Source organism: Halomonas sp. AOP43-A1-21 (assembly GCF_052376775.1).
Classification (GTDB): domain Bacteria; phylum Pseudomonadota; class Gammaproteobacteria; order Pseudomonadales; family Halomonadaceae; genus Vreelandella; species Vreelandella colorata.
This window is the reverse complement of sequence record NZ_JBQSWC010000052.1, coordinates 1-15,603: the sequence shown is the minus strand read 5'-3', so window position 1 is coordinate 15,603 and position 15,603 is coordinate 1. Positions and strand designations below refer to the sequence as shown.

At 52.6% G+C, this 15,603-nt stretch carries 14 protein-coding genes; 10 read left to right on the top strand and 4 right to left on the bottom strand.

Annotated features, from left to right (window positions below; all coding sequences use genetic code 11):
- Positions 1 to 112, bottom strand: a 112-nt coding sequence (locus ACT3R7_RS19685; protein WP_496199387.1) for a GFA family protein, incomplete at its 3' end; no start/stop codon positions are given.
- A gap of 539 nt (positions 113 to 651) precedes the next feature.
- Here ACT3R7_RS19685 and pgaA point away from each other — a divergent pair.
- From pgaA to ACT3R7_RS19665, 4 genes are read left to right on the top strand one after another with little or no spacing between them, the layout of a single operon-like run.
- Entirely contained in the window at positions 652 to 3,078 is a 2,427-nt protein-coding gene (gene pgaA / locus ACT3R7_RS19680) for a poly-beta-1,6 N-acetyl-D-glucosamine export porin PgaA (RefSeq protein ID WP_192537879.1), read from the top strand.
- Positions 3,075 to 5,036 (top strand): poly-beta-1,6-N-acetyl-D-glucosamine N-deacetylase PgaB, encoded by a 1,962-nt coding sequence (gene pgaB / locus ACT3R7_RS19675; RefSeq protein ID WP_192537878.1) that lies wholly within the window; start codon positions 3,075 to 3,077, stop codon positions 5,034 to 5,036. Before pgaA ends, pgaB begins: the two co-directional genes overlap by 4 nt.
- Positions 5,033 to 6,283 (top strand): poly-beta-1,6-N-acetyl-D-glucosamine synthase, encoded by a 1,251-nt coding sequence (gene pgaC / locus ACT3R7_RS19670; RefSeq protein ID WP_192537877.1) that lies wholly within the window; start codon positions 5,033 to 5,035, stop codon positions 6,281 to 6,283. The genes pgaB and pgaC overlap by 4 nt, the downstream gene beginning before the upstream one ends.
- Positions 6,273 to 6,665 (top strand): hypothetical protein, encoded by a 393-nt coding sequence (locus tag ACT3R7_RS19665; RefSeq protein WP_192537876.1) that lies wholly within the window; start codon positions 6,273 to 6,275, stop codon positions 6,663 to 6,665. The genes pgaC and ACT3R7_RS19665 overlap by 11 nt, the downstream gene beginning before the upstream one ends.
- 105 nt (positions 6,666 to 6,770) lie before the next feature.
- Here ACT3R7_RS19665 and ACT3R7_RS19660 read toward each other — a convergent pair whose 3' ends face one another.
- Positions 6,771 to 7,319 (bottom strand): nucleotidyltransferase family protein, encoded by a 549-nt coding sequence (locus tag ACT3R7_RS19660; RefSeq protein WP_496199386.1) that lies wholly within the window; start codon positions 7,317 to 7,319, stop codon positions 6,771 to 6,773.
- 43 nt (positions 7,320 to 7,362) lie between these two features.
- Entirely contained in the window at positions 7,363 to 7,710 is a 348-nt protein-coding gene (locus ACT3R7_RS19655) for a DUF488 domain-containing protein (protein ID WP_192537874.1), read from the bottom strand.
- Positions 7,711 to 7,922: 212 nt separating this feature from the next.
- Here ACT3R7_RS19655 and ACT3R7_RS19650 point away from each other — a divergent pair, with 212 nt between their 5' ends.
- Entirely contained in the window at positions 7,923 to 9,239 is a 1,317-nt protein-coding gene (locus ACT3R7_RS19650) for a hypothetical protein (RefSeq protein WP_192537873.1), read from the top strand.
- 66 nt (positions 9,240 to 9,305) lie between these two features.
- Here the strand turns inward: ACT3R7_RS19650 and ACT3R7_RS19645 are convergent, their stop codons facing one another.
- A complete protein-coding gene (locus ACT3R7_RS19645; protein ID WP_018917278.1) occupies positions 9,306 to 9,827 on the bottom strand; it encodes a zinc ribbon-containing protein in 522 nt (173 codons plus the stop codon).
- A 161-nt stretch (positions 9,828 to 9,988) separates the two neighbouring features.
- On the opposite strand from ACT3R7_RS19645, the gene leuS reads away from it, so the two are divergent.
- From leuS to ACT3R7_RS19620, 5 genes are all read left to right on the top strand, one after another.
- Positions 9,989 to 12,574, top strand: a complete 2,586-nt coding sequence (gene leuS / locus ACT3R7_RS19640) for a leucine--tRNA ligase (protein ID WP_192537872.1) — start codon at positions 9,989 to 9,991, stop codon at positions 12,572 to 12,574.
- Positions 12,571 to 13,065, top strand: a complete 495-nt coding sequence (locus ACT3R7_RS19635; protein WP_192537871.1) for an LPS-assembly lipoprotein LptE — start codon at positions 12,571 to 12,573, stop codon at positions 13,063 to 13,065. The genes leuS and ACT3R7_RS19635 overlap by 4 nt, the downstream gene beginning before the upstream one ends.
- Positions 13,062 to 14,129: a DNA polymerase III subunit delta gene (gene holA, locus ACT3R7_RS19630; protein WP_192537870.1), complete on the top strand. Its 1,068-nt coding sequence runs from the start codon at positions 13,062 to 13,064 to the stop codon at positions 14,127 to 14,129. The genes ACT3R7_RS19635 and holA overlap by 4 nt, the downstream gene beginning before the upstream one ends.
- Before the next feature lie 103 nt (positions 14,130 to 14,232).
- Positions 14,233 to 14,637 carry a PA2779 family protein gene (locus ACT3R7_RS19625; protein ID WP_018917282.1) on the top strand — a complete coding sequence of 135 codons (405 nt, stop codon included), beginning with the start codon at positions 14,233 to 14,235 and terminating at the stop codon, positions 14,635 to 14,637.
- A gap of 11 nt (positions 14,638 to 14,648) precedes the next feature.
- Positions 14,649 to 15,578, top strand: coding sequence for a PA2778 family cysteine peptidase (locus ACT3R7_RS19620; RefSeq protein WP_193092833.1), 930 nt, complete (start codon positions 14,649 to 14,651; stop codon positions 15,576 to 15,578).
- The last annotated feature ends 25 nt before the right edge of the window (positions 15,579 to 15,603 follow it).

The window sequence follows — 15,603 nt, the reverse complement described above, 5'->3', positions numbered from 1 at the left end:
GCCCACCGCCCCATTTTCGACACATTGAACAGTGACAAACACTGATATGATTACTTTGCATAGTGATAGTTATGCCCACAGCACCGCAAAGGCATTTAGCCTGGTGTTGCATATCAGAAACCATGATTTCCTCCTAAACGAATTTACCAATCGCCTAAACATTCAAAAAATCAACTGACGCCCATTTTTTGAATGACCAGATGCTTCATATAGTCAATAAACGTCCTATTAGCCTACAACCACACACTCAGTCGGTCTCAATAAGCTACTTCACTCTTATGTAATGGAAATACCTAACATACATTAGATGATTTATTTTTAACCGGCACTATCTAATACGCTGTGTTCTTTAAAAGTTCCGCTACTTTTACTTTATCGCTCAATAATTATAGGTTAGCGAGGCTTTCCGCTTTAAAGCAGAGCTACTGCAACTATCTATAAAAAATGAAAAAAGAACTAAAAATACTAAAAATTTAATTTCTTGAAACTCATTAATAAGGCTGAGTCTGACGCGGAATTTTACTTATTATTATCCCCTACAATATCAACATTTACCCTAGTTCTATCGCTTAGATCCTCTTATACACTGAAAACATATGTTCTTAGTAACCATATGCAGTTGCCACTTCCTTTCAGTGTAGGAATAACGCCATGCACGGTCGTCCTCGCTCCTTATTGCCGGTTTGCCTACTTGCCTGTTTAACCGTAGAGACAGCCTACGGGCAAAACACTACCGATATGCAGCGTGAAACTCTAGTGGTTCAGGCACGTCAAGGAGGTTTGGAAACCTCGATTGAAGGGCTTAAAGCACTTTATTCCCAAACACAAAATACACGCGTACGTGCCGATCTGATTGCGTTACAGGTGCGTGCCGGACAATACCAAGAGGCATTGGCTGTTTGCTCTTGGTGCCAGCCAAATGATTTCGCTGAAAACGAACTTGCCAACCTGGCTGGCGCGGCCCGTAGTGCGGGCGACTATCCCAAAGCACTCTCGCTATTTCAGGCGCTTACCTATCGTAATCCTGGCAATGCAGAAGGTTGGCTCGGGCGTGCCTTAGTTCAAACCGACATGGGCAATTACACCATGGCCGATATTGCTTTACAGCAGTATAGCCAAGTTGCGGGCACCACCACCGCTGGGTTGGAAGCCAGAGGCTACCTTGCATCGCGTACCTCTAACGCTATGCAAGAACTGAGCGCCCGGCAGGCACTGGTAGAGCAAGACCCCGCAAACACCAACGAGCTTCAAGCGCTTTATCGCTTGGCGGTAGGCCTGGGAGCAAGCTCTGCTGCCCGACAGATCATGCAGACCAACCCCAACGTATTCTCGGAAAGTGATCGTTTGTGGCTTACCTACTACGAAGCGGTCACTGATATACGCCTGGGGATCCACACGGATCAGCCATCCAGAACCCGCACCGGATTGGCGCAGTTAAATAACGTTTTGCAAATAACAAATGCGCCTCCAGAGCTCATCGCCCTGGCTGAATATGACAAAGTGGTAGCACTTGCCGAACTTAGACAATTCCCCGAAGCGGAGGCACTCGCGACGCGGCTTGAAAACCAGCACGGTCAATTGCCAACTTACGTCAATCGCGCCAGAGCTTATGCATTAAATGGTTTAGGCCGTCCCAATCAAGCGGCAACGCTTTACGAGAGCCTGATCCAGCAGGCGCCTGAAAAAGCCTCTGACCCAGACGACCCTCTCAATGAAGGGCTCTTTTACAGCTATACGGATGCACAACGCTTTCGTGATGCAGACCGGTTACTGGCGGCATGGCGTGCGGGCGAACCCGAACAACGCTGGGATTTCACCCGCACAACGCGCATCGACAACCCCAACTATCAAAAAATTCTGTTACTCGAAATATTGCTTACCTCGTGGCGTGGCGATGCAGGTGCCGCTAGCGAACGCCTGGCCAGCTACCAGGACCAGGCACCTGGCGACCCGTACCTTTGGCAGATCAAAGGTGATCTTGAGCGTGACCGTGGCTGGCCACGAAAAGCAGAAGAATCATATCAGCACGCCGAACAGTTAATGCCGCCCACACAGCGAGATGCACCACGTCATGGAGTACTGCTTTCCAGACTCCAGCGTGGCCAGTGGCGCGATACCACAACCCAAATTGCCAGTGAACTGGCCAACGCCAGGCCTAGCCCAACGCGTGACCAACTGGTCCGCGAGTGGCGCGAATTGCGCGCTCCCCAATTGAGCAGCACGGTCGCCCGTAGTGAAGGCGAAGGAAGTGGCACTCAGGCCTCTAAGGAATGGCGCTATGAGGTGCTGCTGGAAGGGCCGCGCGATGAGAATGGCTCACGCGCGTTCGCACAACGCATTGGTCAATATGGTGAGTTTGAAGGCGAAAACCTGTACGCGGCGTATACAGCCGCAGGCTACGAATGGAATCTCTATCCGGCAACCGTGACGATTGCCGCCGGACACGGCGCTCAGCTCAATAACGATTTTATGGCCCGTACCGAGCTTCGCTACGCGGTATCGGATCACCTCACCACCACGTTAGGCGTTGAGCTTAACACCCCAGACACTCCTCTGCGGGCACTACGCGATGGAGTAACCGCTGACCGTTACCGGGGAGAGTTGGCCTACCGCCATGACGAACGAGGCGCAGGTGCAATTGGCATAATGGCAACCGACTTTAGCGACAGCAACCTACGCCAATCGGTTTACGGCTACTGGGACCAGATACTTTATCACTTTGATCGTTGGCAGGTTAACGGCGAGATACAAGCGGCTGCCTCACGTAATGACGAAGTTGAAGCCAGTTATTTCAACCCACGCCGTGATGCCAATCTGAGCGGCGTGTTATCCCTTAGCTATGAGCTTCCTCTTGATTACCGAAAATCCTTTACACAAACCCTATCTCTAGGATCAGGGCACTACTGGCAGGAGGATCAAAATAGCGAAAACACGTGGTCAGTGGGCTATCAGCACGAGTGGCTAATAGCGCCCACGCTCAGCATCGAGTACGGCATTTCAAGACAAAGGGCCGTTTACGACGGCACCCCTGAGTACGACAACAGTATTTCGGCCAGCTTTGTATGGAGGTTTTTATGAAATTTTGGCGCGTATGTCTTGTTAACGCTGCCCTGCTGGTCATGCTGGGGCTACAACAAGCCCACGCTGAACGTACCCCCGGTGACTATGTAGTCATCAGCTATCACGATATTGTGGATAGTACCGTCACTCCTGACTTACCTATTTACTCACAAACCATCACCCGCGCCCGGTTAATAGAACATTTCAATTTACTAACGGCAGGTGGCTATCAACCGGTCAGTCTGCAGCAAATTGTCGATGCCAAAGCAGGTGGGCAGCCTCTACCCGATAAAGCAGTACTGCTCACCTTTGATGATGGCTATCGCAGTTTCTACGATATCGTCTTCCCGCTGCTCAAGCTGTACGGGTTTCCGGCCGTTCAAGCAGTCGTCGGCAGTTGGCTGGATGTCCCTGAAAACGGCCGGGTACCTTACGGCAGTATTACCCTGCCCCGGGATCGATTTTTAACCTGGGAGCAGGTTCAGATTCTGGACGAATCGCCGCTGGTTGAAATCGCCTCTCACACCTACAACCTGCATTACGGGGTTAAAGGCAACCCGATGGGTAACGAACAGGCAGCCGCGGTGACCAGCATTTGGAACCCGCAATCCGGCTACGAAAGTGAGGCCGCTTATGTAGAACGAATTCGCAACGATATGGCAAGAACCCAGCAGCAGTTTCAGACACACATGGGCCGCTCGCCCCGCATGATGGTATGGCCTTACGGGGCGTCTAGTCAGGCAACGCTGGATATCGCCGCTGAATACGGCATGATCTACACCTTTAGCCTGTTAAGCGCTCCCAACCAGCTGCATAGCTCTATGCGCTCAATCAATCGCTACCTGATCGATCAGGAAACCGGTCTTCAAACAATTGAAGAGATTCTATCCGACCGCGTCTGGGAACCAGAAGACCTGCGTATTGTTCACGTCGATATAGACTATGTTTACGACGCTGACCCCATTCAGCAAGAACAGAATCTCGACAGGCTGATCGAGCGTATCTACAACTATGGCGTTACCACCGTTTACTTGCAGGCGTTTGCTGATCCCGATGGTGATGGCGTGGCCGATGAGCTCTACTTCCCCAACCGCCATTTGCCGGTAAGGGCCGATCTGTTCAACCGTGTGGCCTGGCAGTTGAAGAAACGCGCTAACGTCAAGGTATATGCGTGGATGCCGGTGCTCTCGTTTGACCTTGGCGACGACCACCGCTATGTCACCGACTCGCAAACCGGCCTTGAGTCTCCCGACCGCTACCGCCGCCTTTCCCCCTATGTGGAAGACAACCGGCGCATCATTCGCGAAATTTATCAGGACCTTGGCCGCCTGACGAAATTCGATGGCTTGATATTTCACGATGACGCGTTTCTGAACGACTTTGAGGATGCCAACCCTGAAGCACTCACGGCATACGCTCAGGCCTCCTTACCTCGCGATATTGCCGCTATTAATAATGATGCAAGCCTTATGGCGGCCTGGACACAACATAAAACCCAATTTTTAACCGACTTCACCCGAGAGCTGGAGCAGGCAGCCAACTACTATCGCCAGGCAGACAATAAAGAGTTCACTACTGCGCGTAACCTGTATGCCGGCACGGTGATGAATCCGGAAAGTCAGCAATGGTTCTCTCAGGATATCCAGAACTTTGCGGCGGGCTACGATTTTGTTGCCGTAATGGCCATGCCCTATATGGAACAGGCTGAAAATCCGGATGAGTGGCTACGCGAATTAGCCAGACATTCGCTTGCTCAGGTGAGTGCCAAACAGTTGGTCTTTGAACTGCAAACCCAGGATTGGCGCACCCAAACACCCGTTTCCAGCGAAGAGTTAGCACGATGGGTACGTTTGCTGCGTGAAGAAGGCATTCAGCATATCGGCTATTACCCGGATGATTTTCTCCAGAACCATCCAAACCTTAGTGTGCTACGCCCAGCTTTTTCCATTGGCCGCCGCTTTAGGGCAACACCATGAACATACTTGAATACCTAGCCATCTTTACGCTTGGCTACCCAAGCCTCATGGCAACCATCTGGATCTGTGGCGGTATTTACTTTTATATACATTGGGAGCGCAAGCAGCCCTGGCCTGCCAAGCTTGAATGGGATGAAAACGCGCCATCCGTCACGGTGCTGCTACCCTGCTATAACGAGGGCGCTAATGTCGATGAAACCGTTCATCATCTTTTCAAGCAGAACTATCCACAAATGCATGTTATTGCCATTAATGATGGCAGTAAGGATGACACAGGTAGTCGGCTTGAAGCACTCGCGCTTGAGTATCCAGGCTTAAAAGTACTGCATCAACCCAATCAGGGCAAAGCCAGCGCCATGAATCATGGGCTGAGTGAGGCGACCAGCGATATCATCGTGGGGATCGACGGAGATGCCATTCTCGATTACGACGCTATTGGCTATATGATGGGGCATTTTATCAGCAGCTCTAGAGTAAGCGGCGTCACTGGCAATCCCCGAGTGAGAACCCGCTCAACCGCCATTGGCAAAATACAAACCGGCGAATTTTCTGCAATTATCGGGCTCATCAAACGCGCCCAACGGATTTACGGCATGGTATTCACTATATCCGGCGTTATCTGCGCGTTTAGGCGCACAGCGCTGGAGAAAGTCGGTGGCTGGAACACCGATATGATTACCGAAGATATCGACGTGAGCTGGCGTTTGCAGCTGGCAGGTGGCCATGTCCGCTATGAACCACGCGCCATGTGCTGGGTATTGATGCCTGAAACGCTGCGCGGGCTGTTCAAACAGCGGCTGCGCTGGTCCCAAGGTGGCGGCGAAGTCGTTCTACGCTACTTCTCTCAAACCATTCGCTGGAAGAACCGGCGCTTCTGGCCTCTGATGCTGGAATACATCATCAGCGTGATTTGGTGCTACTCAGTTATCGCGCTACTGATCGCCTGGCTTGTTTCTCAGGCCACCCAACCCACGGCATGGCCCATCACCACCCAGGCGTTCTCGTATTTTGGCAGCATCCTAATAGCGATTAGCTTTATCCAGTTTACCGTTAGTTTTTATATCGACAGCCGCTACGACAAAGAGATATTTCGCTGCGTTTATTGGAGCATTTGGTACCCATTTGCTTACTGGATTCTCAATATGGCGACCGTCGTTATTGCCTTCCCCAAAGCCATGATGCGTCAACAGGGAAGGCTTGCCACCTGGACCAGCCCAGACCGAGGAGAACGCTTCCATGAACAATAAACTCGTACCTATCATTATTGATAACCCCTGCCAGAAAGGCTTGGGCTATCGTATCCGCGACGTCATTATTACAACGGCCACCCTTATCTTGTGGCTGCTTGTACTGGCAAGGCTATACACCTTCTTTATCATCGAAGAAGCCATCCTTGAACAGCTTTACGGCTCACTGATGATCAAAGTAGTCGCCGTCAGTTTTATTATCACCTTTTTAACCTTCCACTGCTGGGCGGTTTATAACCAATTTTTGTATACCAGTATTCTGAAGCGCCAAGCGCGCCACATGGAACAACCTACGCTTGAAATCGATAATAAAATGGCTAATGAAGAAATAATGACCGTTCCGCTGCCAAAGCAGAAAGTAACCGAAGCACACACTAGATGATTTACCAAAATGAAAGGCTAACCCCTTCGATCAGACCACGGCAGGTGTGATTGGAGAGGTTACCGCTCAGCGCCTACTGCAGCGCGCAATAACGCTAAGGCCTCGTTAAGGATTTACCACCTTTAATTGGGGCCATCTCTCCAACCAGCGTTTTTCAGCAATACGCCGTTTAAAGTCGAGTGGCTTGGGCCTTTTGGTATTCAGCGTGATAGTAAAATCAAATAAAGGCTCAACCCCGAACGGTGCGATAATCACCACCTCACCGTTATCATCCAGCGATGCACCCACGGCGGTTTGAACCTCTACCCAGTAGCTCATGGCATCCGCCGTTGAGGTATAGGGCTGGTCCAGATTCCGCACATGCATTCTGGCCTGATTTTTGACCGACCACGCCACCTCGGATAGGCGGCGCAATTTTTTTTCGAGATCGCGATCCCGGTTTTCAGAGATAGCGTCGGCGTCGAAATAAATCAAATCGATATCGTTGAGCGGTGTTGAATGAGGGTAGCCATGGGCCCTGTCCCAGGCAAGATTGCGTACAAACCCCGCCGCAATACACCAGTTGGGCAGGCGTTCTTGCGCCGCTACCCTTAGCGCCTGCATGCGCATTGGATCCTGGGTAATCCAATCGCCTAGCTGTGCTTCTTTATTCATTACACGCCTCGATAGGGAATGCATGCGTTTGCGATTTACCTGACTAGCCCAGCTTCTCCAGATACTCCTTCAAAACGTGCGCGTGGCTGTACTGCTTATCCTTGGCGCCGTACAAAAGCACAAGGTTTTTCTGGCTAACGTCTGCAAGATACTCTTTGGCTTTCTCTTTTTGTTCGCTCAGTTCACTCATGTACTTCTTCCGAAAATCGCTCCACTTGTCCGGGTCATGATTAAACCACTCACGCAATGTGTTACTCGGCGCCAGCTCCCTCCAATGGCCATCCAGGTCAGCGTCCTCTTTTGACACGCCCCGCGGCCAAAGTCTATCTACAAGCGCATGGTAGCCTTGGGGTGCATTCTCTTCGTAAATACGGTGTAATTTAATATTCACAGAGTTCCTCCTTCAACGCTATTGATGGCTTGCAGCACTTGGCTTAATGAAAACATGGAAATGCCATGGTTTGATAGCGTAACACTTGGCGAGGACTGTGCTTTAGAACGCGAATAAGCACAGGTTGCGTCTAAAGTTGAGGCTACCGCTTCTCCTGCTGGTCTTTCATTGCCAATCCTATTAGCCTGCTAATTCACTATTAAGGGTTTGTCATGCAAGAGACCTCTTCTCGACAGCGTTTAGCGGGCGTGCTGATTTTGCTTGGGCTGATCGCTCAGATTCTCGGTTTTACGGGCTTAGTAAATACGGCGCATGCGGTGAGCTATTTGCTATGGCTCTCGGTGGCGTTGCTTTGGCGGGATATCCCTAAGCGCTCGCGGGTTCAGGCGGGGGTGTTGATGGGCTTGGGCCTTTCGATGCTGTTAGTGGCACGCCTTGTTTATAACGCCGAGGTGGATTGGCCCGCGATGCTTCAGGGCAATGCTTTTGTGGCGGCCATGCTTGTCGGCGTGAGCTTTATTTCTCTCGTCGGCAAACAACAGGGGCGAAAAAAAGCCTCCGGTAAGAAGCTGACGGGCAGCGGCGGCATTTTGCGCACGTGGTTAGGCGTGCATTTTCTGGGCACGATCTTGAACATGTCGACGATTATTATGGTCGGCGATCGTTTGGCGCGCTCTGCCCCCCTCTCCATGCCTCAGTATCTGGCGCTTAACCGCGGGCTTTCCAGTGCCGCGACGTGGTCCCCCTTTTTTGCATCCATGGGCATCGTCATCGCCTTAGCCCCCGAGATGCAGTACTCCCACGTTGCGCTGTTTGGTCTTCCTTTGGCGATGGCATCAGGATTACTGACCACCCTGGAACTAGCGCGCCGGTTTGATTTAAGCAATGTGCTGGGCTTCTCACTGGCACCGCGCAGTTTATTGATGCCGGTCGTGATGGCGCTGCTGGTCATGGTGTTTCACTTTTGGCTTACGCCTGAGCTGTCCATTGTGGGAATTATCACTTTTTTAATTCCAGGCGTCGCTTCACTTTATAACTTGCGGGAGGGGCCACGCTATACGCTTCGCCGCGTTCGTCAGCACACGACGACACGTTTACCGGCGATGCGCGGTGAGATCTCGTTATTTTTAGCGGCGGGCCTCTTAACACTTGGCCTATCTACCTTGGTCGCTGCAATAGCAGGCAGCGATTGGACACTGTTTGAATCCTTTGGGGCTTCACAGGGCATGGTCAGTTTTATCGCGATCGTGCTGAGTGCGCTGGCGGGCCTTCACCCGATTATTGGGGTTTCGGTACTGGCTTCCATGGTGAGCTTGCAAGGCGGAGAACACACCCTGTTTGCCTTTGTGGGACTATGTTCATGGGCAGTGGGCACCAGCGTCGGGCCATTGTCGGGGATTAATTTATCCCTGCAGGGACGCTACGGCGTTAGCGGTTATCGCATGATGAAGAACAATCTGTTTTATGCGGGAGTGATGAGCCTGCTTTCGCTGGGCTCGATTGCCGGGTTGAGCTATTTAGTCAGTTAGCTGAATAGGCGTAGGCAGCCCTGTAAAGGGCTGCCACGTCTACGTATTTATCCCAGACAGCAACGCTTACGTTTCGATGATTTTATTGGGGAATCGGTAGAAATAGCGGTGCCCACACTGATGGCAAGGTTCCAGGCGAGCCACCTGCGGCAGCATCACCTGGGCATCGCAATGCACACAAGCCATCAAGCCAGGGGCGGCTATTTCACCTTCACAGTAATCAGCCCGAGCTGCCTCCAGGTCTTCGGCAAAGCGTTCACGCTCAACCACACTGCGGTCGGCGATAGACAGTAGCGACTCCGCTACCCGCCGCGACAGGCCGCTGATATCAATGCCCAGCCACGTGGCGACCTGCATACCGGTATCGGCCAGGTAGTACCGCATATCTTTTAGATCACGCTCCACCCATGCGCGCAGCAACGCCAGCTCATCTTTGGTGTACTCTTCAAGCTCTGCCTCAAAAGCGACTGCGTCGTCTAGATCCTTTTGCAAGTTGTCCCACGTCAGCTCATTGGCGCCATCCTGCATGCGTTCCAGCAGGCGTTCATAGCCCTCACGCAGGCGATGGTCATTGTGTTGTTCACTCATGGTACCTCTCCTTTTATCGACGCAGTTATTTCCTATCATCAGCTTGCCGTTCAAGGATACTCCTTCATAGGATACAATCGACATTACTTATCTGACAGTCGTCATCTACCATTCACTTTGCGCCCAAATTGGGCGGATACGCCAAGGCATTAAAAAAACCGATGGACGCACACTATAGCCCTCGTGAAATCGAACGTGACGCCCAGCAGTACTGGGACAAACATCAGTGCTTCAAAGCAGTAGAAGACGCTAATCGCGAGAAGTTTTACTGCCTATCCATGTTCCCCTACCCCAGCGGTAAGCTGCACATGGGCCATGTGCGTAACTATACTATCGGCGACGTTGTCTCACGTTTCCAGCGCATGCAGGGTAAAAATGTGATGCAGCCCATGGGCTGGGACGCCTTCGGCATGCCTGCGGAAAATGCCGCTATTCAAAACCAGGTACCGCCTGCCAAGTGGACCTACCAGAATATTGATTACATGCGTAACCAGTTAAAGGCGTTGGGTTTTGCCTACGACTGGAGCCGTGAATTCGCTACTTGCGATACCAGTTACTACCGCTGGGAGCAGTGGTTCTTCACCAAGCTGATTGAAAAAGGCCTGGTATATAAGAAGATGTCCACGGTGAACTGGGACCCGGTCGATCAGACCGTACTCGCCAATGAACAGGTCATTGATGGCTGTGGCTGGCGCTCTGGCGCCCCGGTTGAGCGCAAAGAAATTCCGCTGTGGTTCTTGAAAATCACCGACTATGCCGACGAGCTGCTGACTGATCTGGATAAAGTGGAGTGGCCTGAGCAGGTCAAAACCATGCAGCGCAACTGGATTGGCAAATCTCGTGGCGTTGAGCTGACCTTTGATATTGAAGCGTCCGATGGCAGCGCAGTTGAGCCGCTGGCGGTTTACACCACCCGCCCGGATACACTGTTGGGCGTTACCTATGTGGCAGTTGCCGCAGGCCACCCGCTTGCAAAACAGGCGGCGGAGCATAATAGCGAGCTTGCCACGTTCTGTGCCGAGTGCGCCAAAGGCGGTACGTCTGAAGCGGAAATGGCCACCAAAGAAAAGCTTGGCATGGCGACCGGCCATTTGGCGGTTCATCCATTGACCGGTGATAAAGTCCCGGTTTTTGTGGCTAACTTCGTACTTATGGAATTTGGCACCGGCGCAGTCATGGCGGTACCTGCTCACGATCAGCGCGACTGGGAATTCGCCACCAAGTATGGCGTCGAGATTAAACCGGTTATCGCTGATGAAAACGGCCAAACGCCAAATCTTTCCGAAGCCGCGTTTATCGAGCACGGCAAGCTAATCAATTCCGGTGAGTTCGATGGCCTCGAGTTCGAGCAGGCGTTCGATGCGATTGCCGCCAAGCTTGCGGAAATGGGCCGGGGTGAAACCAAAACCAACTTCCGCCTGCGCGATTGGGGCGTTGCCCGCCAGCGCTACTGGGGCGCGCCGATTCCGGTTAAATACGGCCCGGAAGGTCAAACCGTTCCGCTAACTGACGATGAGCTTCCGGTGGCGCTGCCTATGGAAGTAACCGTGGACGCCTCCGGTTCACCACTTAAGAAAATGCCCGAGTTTTCTGATCTAGGCGATGGCTGGGTACGTGAAACCGATACCTTCGACACCTTTATGGAGTCCTCGTGGTACTTTGCACGCTTCTGCTGTGCCGATAACCACGACGCCATGCTGGATGATCGCGCCAACTACTGGCTGCCGGTTGATCTTTATATTGGCGGTATCGAGCACGCTATCCTGCACCTGCTGTATGCCCGCTTCTTCCACAAGCTGATGCGTGATTTTGGTCTGGTGGATTCTGACGAGCCGTTCCAACAGCTGTTAACGCAGGGCATGGTGATCGCGGAAACCTTCTATCGCACCACCGATAACGGCGGCAAGCAGTGGTTCAATCCAGCCGATGTTGAAGTTCAGCGTGATGATAAAGGTCGCCCGTTGAGCGCAGTGCTTATGAGTGACGGCCAGCCGGTTGAGATGGGCGGCATTGAGAAAATGTCCAAATCGAAGAACAATGGCGTTGACCCACAGTCGATGATCGACAGGTTCGGGGCTGATACGGTTCGCCTGTTCATGATGTTTGCCGCTCCGCCCGAACAGTCGCTGGAATGGTCTGATTCAGGCGTTGAAGGCTCGCACCGTTTCCTCAAGCGGATATGGCGTCAGGTCAACGAGCACATCGAAGCGGGTACACCGGGTGAATTAACCCTGGATACGCTTAACGATGATCAGAAAGCGCTGCGTCGTAAAACCCATGAAACGATTAAGAAAGCCAGCGATGATATTGGTCGCCGTACCACGTTCAATACGGCGATTGCGGCAGTCATGGAGCTTTCCAACGCGATTGGCAAGTTCGATGATACTTCCGAGCTGGGTCTGGCGGTTAGCCGTGAAGCGCTTGAAGCCTGCGTGCTGCTGCTTGCGCCAATTACGCCGCACCTTTGTCACAGCCTGTGGCAGAGCCTGGGGTACACAGAGCCTGCGATTGAAGCACAATGGCCGGTTATTGATGAAGCAGCACTTACGCGTGACAACATCGAACTCGTTGTTCAGGTGAACGGTAAATTACGTGCTCGCCTGGAAGCTCCGGCGAGTGCGGACAAAGCAGCCATCGAGAAGCTCGCGATGGAAAACGAAAACGTCCAGCGCCACTTGGAAGGCAAAACGGTCCGTAAAGTGATTGTCGTGCCGGGTAAGCTGGTAAACATCGTGGTAAGCGGATGAACCGACGTACCTTTCTGACTACCAGCATTGCCGCCTCGGCGGCAGTGCTACTTAGCGGCTGTGGCTTTCATCTACGCGGCAGCGGCTCCATGCCCACTCTGCCTGCGCTTGCCCTTGAAGGCGATGTGACCAGTGCTACGGCACAACAGCTACGCGCACGCCTGCAGCAGCTGGGCACTGAGGTTGATCCCTCTGCGCCTTGGCGCGTTACATTAGGGCCGCCTTCTCGTTTAGAGCGGCGTATAGGCAGTGACAGTCGTGCCAGTCGTGAACATGAGCTGACACTTAGCACGACGCTATCCGTGCAACAGCGCGACACCAATGCCTATGCGCTTAATAACGCAACCGTGGCTGTCAGTAGCCGCATCCGGGTCAATGATGACGACTTGCTTAACCGCGAGACGCTCTTTAGGGAAGCTCAGGACACGCTTGCCCGTCAGCTAGCGCAGCGGATTGTCGAACGCCTGGCGAACGTTAAGGGTTTTGAGTGAAGGTTTTTGCTGACCAGCTACCTGCAGCGCTTGCCAAAAAACTGCCCAAGGTAGTCATTGTGGCCGGTGAAGAACCGCTTCAGCATCGTGATGCCTGCGATGCCGTGCGTACGGCTGCTCGTCAGGCGGGTATTGAAGAACGCGAAGTGCTGGATGTAGATGCCAACTTTGCCTGGGGGCGTTTATTGGAAGCCTCGAGCAATTTGTCGTTGTTTGCTACTCAAAAACTAATGGAAGTGCGGCTAGGCACCCATAAGCTTGGCCAGGAAGGTAGCAAGGCCTTGGTTCAGTACGCTGAAATGATGGAAGGTAGCGACGATATACTGCTTATCAGCATGGGCAAGCTAGACGCCAAGCAGCAAAAAAGTGCTTGGTTTAAAGCCCTCGACAAGCACGGTGTGTTCGTACCCGTATGGCCGGTGGACAACTCACGTCTTGGTTACTGGCTTCGCGATCGCGCATCACTCCATGGTCTGCAAATTGATCTTGAGGCGGCACGCCTCTTAGGCGAACGTACCGAGGGCAACCTGCTGGCGGCTGATCAGGAGCTTCAAAAACTCTCGCTGATTCACCCTCAAGGCACGCGATTAAACGTGGAAAGCATTGCTCAGGGCGTTGAAGACAGCTCGCGCTTTGACGTTTTCAACCTGGCGGATGCCTGTTTAAAAGGCGAAACCAGCCGCGCTTCGCGTATTGTGCAGGGCCTGCGTAGTGAAGGCATCGAAGCACCTATCGTGCTATGGGCATTAAGTCGCGAACTGCGCACCCTGCTCTCGCTGCATCAGCATTTGGATCAAGGACAGAGCTTTGAACATGCCTGCAAAACCCAAAAGCCGATGATTTTTGACAAGCGCCGTCCCGCCTATCAAAAAGCCATTAAACGCCTTCCCATGAAACGTTTGCATAAACTCCTGTTGATGGCCCAGCGACTTGATCTTGCCGTGAAAGGTGCATCGGTGGTGCCGTTATGGCCCGGTCTGCATGATTTGGCGATGACCATGGCCGGTGGTAAAGGCATACTTTCTGAAATGGCCTCGACCTACCGCATTAGTGCAAATAATTAGCATCTTGCACAATTGACTTAAAACTCACGCGTTTTATTTCTATACTCTTGATTCCAGCAGTAAAGTACCTCTCCCCTCTGAACAGTCTATAAGGAAGAAGACGATGAAAACATTGCGCGCTTACCTCTCTACGCTCTTAATCGCGGCGCTCGTGATCACCAGTTTGCCCGTTGCTGCTGCACCTGCCGCTCCGCAATCTATGGATCTCGTTTCAACTCAGTCTGTTTTAGCAGGTGATCGTGCCGGTGCTGACCGTGAGAAAATCAATGAAATTCTGGCCCGTGCCGATGTACAGGACCAGCTGCTAAAGCAGGGTGTGGATCTTGATGAAGTAGACGCTCGTGTGGCCGCGCTGAGCGATGCCGAAGCACAGCAAATGGCTCAGCAGCTTGATCAGCTACCTGCCGGCGCTGGTGGCGGTGTTATCGGCGCTCTGTTTGCCGTTTTCATCATTTTGCTGATTACTGATATTCTCGGCTTGACCGACGTTTATCCGTTTACCCGCTAAGCCCAGTTACTATGAAAACGTTGTTACCCTACGCCCGCTTTGCGGGCGTTTTTACGCTCGCTCTACTGCTTTCTGCCTGTGCACGTAGTCCGGTGTTACTCGACAGCACCTACGAAGCTTTAACCCCTCAAATAGAAAATCGTAACGTACCGTTTTTTGCTCAAACCGAGTACCAGTGCGGCCCGGCAACGCTTGCCATGGTGTTGAACTATCAGGGTGTTGAGGTGAGCGTTGACCAGCTGATTCCGCAAGTATTCTTGCCAGGGCGCGACGGCAGTGTTCAACCTGAAATGCTGGCCACCGTTCGTCGCCACCAGCAGCTTGCCTACCCCATTCGCGGCACTATGGATGCGCTATTAAACCATTTGGCTAACGGCGACCCGGTCGTGGTGATGCAGAACCTGTCGCTGCCTATTTATCCAATGTGGCACTATGCGGTCGCTATCGGGTTTGATTTACCCGAAGAAACGCTGATCCTGCGCAGTGGCGAACGCGAGCGACACACTCTTTCGTTTAGCCGGTTTGATGCCACCTGGGCACGCAGCGACCGCTGGGGGTTTGTTGTTGCCGACCCAGGAACACTGCCGGAAGGCATTAACGCGCGTAATGCTCTGGAAGCTATTAGCGCTTATGAAGAAACCCACGGGCCAAAACAAGCCTTAAGCAGCTGGCAAGCCCTTGTTGCCCGCTACCCGAGCAATCCGCTAGCTCAGTTTGCGCTGGGCAACGCCCTGCATGCCAATGGGCAACCAGAGAAAGCCATGGCAGCTTTTGACGCGGCGACCCAATACGATGCCCAAATGGGGGCAGCCTGGCTAAATTTAGGGATACTGCGACGACAGCAGAACAAACCCGATGAAGCCCGTAACGCGTTGATTCAGGCGGCGTCTATTGAAGGCAGTTGGCAGGAACGCGCCCAGCAGCTTTTGGGCGAGTATTAAACATACGCAAAAGGGGCCGCTCGGC

Excerpts from the sequence above, each read along its gene's own strand:
- pgaA (WP_192537879.1), top strand. The coding sequence starts at position 652 with ATGCACGGTCGTCCTCGCTCCTTATTGCCGGTTTGCCTACTTGCCTGT.
- pgaB (WP_192537878.1), top strand. The coding sequence starts at position 3,075 with ATGAAATTTTGGCGCGTATGTCTTGTTAACGCTGCCCTGCTGGTCATG.
- pgaC (WP_192537877.1), top strand. The coding sequence starts at position 5,033 with ATGAACATACTTGAATACCTAGCCATCTTTACGCTTGGCTACCCAAGC.
- ACT3R7_RS19665 (WP_192537876.1), top strand. The coding sequence starts at position 6,273 with ATGAACAATAAACTCGTACCTATCATTATTGATAACCCCTGCCAGAAA.
- ACT3R7_RS19660 (WP_496199386.1), bottom strand. The coding sequence starts at position 7,319 with ATGAATAAAGAAGCACAGCTAGGCGATTGGATTACCCAGGATCCAATG.
- ACT3R7_RS19650 (WP_192537873.1), top strand. The coding sequence starts at position 7,923 with ATGCAAGAGACCTCTTCTCGACAGCGTTTAGCGGGCGTGCTGATTTTG.
- ACT3R7_RS19645 (WP_018917278.1), bottom strand. The coding sequence starts at position 9,827 with ATGAGTGAACAACACAATGACCATCGCCTGCGTGAGGGCTATGAACGC.
- leuS (WP_192537872.1), top strand. The coding sequence starts at position 9,989 with ATGGACGCACACTATAGCCCTCGTGAAATCGAACGTGACGCCCAGCAG.
- ACT3R7_RS19635 (WP_192537871.1), top strand. The coding sequence starts at position 12,571 with ATGAACCGACGTACCTTTCTGACTACCAGCATTGCCGCCTCGGCGGCA.
- ACT3R7_RS19625 (WP_018917282.1), top strand. The coding sequence starts at position 14,233 with ATGAAAACATTGCGCGCTTACCTCTCTACGCTCTTAATCGCGGCGCTC.
- ACT3R7_RS19620 (WP_193092833.1), top strand. The coding sequence starts at position 14,649 with ATGAAAACGTTGTTACCCTACGCCCGCTTTGCGGGCGTTTTTACGCTC.